The organism is Rhabdochromatium marinum (assembly GCF_016583795.1).
In the GTDB taxonomy this organism is placed as follows: Bacteria; Pseudomonadota; Gammaproteobacteria; order Chromatiales; family Chromatiaceae; genus Rhabdochromatium; species Rhabdochromatium marinum.
In genome coordinates this window covers 1-1766 of sequence record NZ_NRRS01000157.1, presented here as the reverse complement: position 1 = coordinate 1766, position 1766 = coordinate 1, and the positions used below count along the sequence as shown (strand labels likewise).

The 1766-nt window shown below is 61.5% G+C and carries 1 protein-coding gene; it reads right to left on the bottom strand.

The window, feature by feature from the left end; genetic code table 11:
- Positions 1-125: 125 nt before the first annotated feature.
- Positions 126-1526, bottom strand: a complete 1401-nt coding sequence (locus tag CKO36_RS18930) for an MBL fold metallo-hydrolase RNA specificity domain-containing protein (protein ID WP_200286457.1) — start codon at positions 1524-1526, stop codon at positions 126-128.
- Between the last annotated feature and the right edge of the window lie 240 nt (positions 1527-1766).

The following is a 1766-nucleotide window of genomic DNA, read 5'->3' as shown; positions in this document are numbered from 1 at the left end:
CCGACGCAACCGTTCATCAAGAACCGGTTCAAGAAGCTCAAACCGCCGTTTTAGTGTGTCGCCATTGACCATGCCATAAGCATAGCAGCAGCCCTCAAAGTGAGACACTTATTTTGTGACAGGCCCTAAGGAATTGTCACATGGGTTGCTTCGGTGTTCAACGCCCGCTGCAATGCCTGTTGCAAAGCAAGCTTCGCCTCAGTATCCCCATGTACCAGACGGATTTCCCGGGGTGCCTGGGGAATGCCGGTGACGAAGTCGATCAGGTTGCGCTGGTCGGCATGGGCGGAGTAGCCGCCGATGGTGGCGATTTGAGCGCGGATGTCGATGCGTTCGCTATCGAGCCACACATAGCCGCCACGCGGGCCGTAGCGCTGAATGTCGCGCCCTGGGGTGCCGGCGGCCTGATAGCCGACGAAAAGCACATCGTGGCGCGGGTCGCCGAGCATGGCTTTGAGGTAGTTGACCATGCGCCCGCCGGCGCACATGCCGCTGGCGGCGATGACCACGGCGGGCTGGCGGCTGTGGGCCAGGTAGTTGACCATGCGCTGATGGGCGTCGTGATCATCGACAGTGACCAGTTGCTCGAAGGCGAGCGGATGGCGGCCCTGTTGCAGGCGTGCTTGGGCTTCGGCATCCCAGGCGTCGCGCAGACGCCGGTAGCCACGGGTGAAGTCGGCCGCGAGCGGGGAGTCGAGTACAATCTGAAGTGTGCTCCAAGTGGCTGATGTTGTGGCGTGAGCGTGAAACAGCTCATCCAGCTCATAGAGCAGTTCCTGGGTGCGACCGATGCTGAACGCCGGAATGAGCACCGTGCCGCCGTCGGCCAGGGCATGCTCAATGGCGCTGCGCAGGTGCTCAATGCGGCTGCTGCGATCCTGATGCTGCCGGTCGCCATAGGTGCTTTCGAGTACCAGGACATCGGCGCGTTCCGGGGCGGTGGGGCCGGGCAGCAGCGGGGTGTTGGGGGCGCCGAGATCGCCGGAAAAGACGACGCGCTCTGTGCTGGAAGTGTGAGGGGCGTTTGGGGCATCTGCCGGGCCAAGGTCGCATTCGACATAGGCGGAGCCGAGGATGTGCCCGGCACGCTGGAGGCGGATGCGGACTTGGTCATTGATCGGGTACCAGTCGCCAAAGGGCAGGGCGATGGTGCGCTCGCGCACGACTTCGAGCACCTGGCGAATGAGGGCGCGATTGCGGGTGACGCCGATTTCCAAGGCGTCTTCCAGCACCAGCGGCAACAATTCGGCAGAGGCTGGGCTGCACAGGATGGGGCCACGATAGCCGGCGGCCAGCAGGTAGGGCAGGCGTCCGCAGTGGTCGATGTGAATATGTGTCAGGATCAGGGCGCGGATGGGTGCGATGTCGAAATTGATCTCCAGGTGCTCAGCGCCGGAGCCGCCTGATCCAGCTTCGGCACCTTGAAAGAGTCCGCAGTCGATCAGCAGGGAGCCGCCGTCATCCAACGTCAGCTCATGGCAGGAGCCAGTGACACCATCCACGGCGCCGTGGTGGTAAATTTGCATTTCATGTGTTCCATATTCTGAGTGGAACCAGGCGGGACTGGACACTCATCCAGCACCGTAGTGGTGCATCTGCATTTTACGACGATCATATACTCATCTGCTAGGGTTTGCCTGGGTGCGGCCTCGACAAGATGTTATTTCGAGGAGTATGCTCTAAGCCTCTGTAAATGATGAGGCGAGGAGCGATCATGGCCACGGTTGTTCGGCGTTCGGGCGAAGAGATCACCATCGAAGTGAGCC